Genomic DNA, 554 nt, shown 5'->3' on the forward strand with positions numbered 1-554 from the left:
GCTTCATGAACGCAGTGCAGGCGGACGCCGGCGGACGTTCGCGACGCATCCCCTTCCCGATAGGCGTCCTTCAACATCATCCAACGCATCTTGAGCCGGGGATCTGTGAGCATTTCCCAGGCCACTACCGGAGGCGCCTTCAGTAAGTGCCGGGTTGTGAACACGGCATCCTCGTCTGTAACGCGGACGGGTCCGGCGACTTCCCGGTATCGTTGCCAGGCCGCAGCAAGGTCGTAGACCCGCATCGGCACGTCGCCAAAGTGCTCGAACTGAGCGCTATACTGCATGAGGTCAGACTTGATACCCATTGCCTGAAATGCGTCTTCCGAGAACAGGGCGTAGCTGCGGATACCAGTATCATCCTTCACATCGGTCTTCGCCATACGATGCACGAGTATGACGTCAGCACCGGAGATATCTTTCATCGGTCCGATCGACAGTTCTTCAAATTTTCCGTGATGCGCAAGGATCTTCAGATCGAGATCGGCTACGTTGCGGCACGCGTTGCAGGGGCAAGTCGTGTTTTGCACAATGTTCCGTCGACGTTCGGCGAA

General features: G+C 57.2%; 1 protein-coding gene. It reads right to left on the reverse strand.

Going from position 1 to position 554, the window contains the following annotated elements:
- A partial coding sequence (locus ACR0J0_RS23560; protein WP_480666418.1) for a DUF2652 domain-containing protein occupies positions 1–530 on the reverse strand: 530 nt, incomplete at its 3' end.
- Positions 531–554 lie beyond the last annotated feature (24 nt).

The sequence above is a fragment of the Ruegeria sp. BF12 genome, assembly GCF_056538705.1.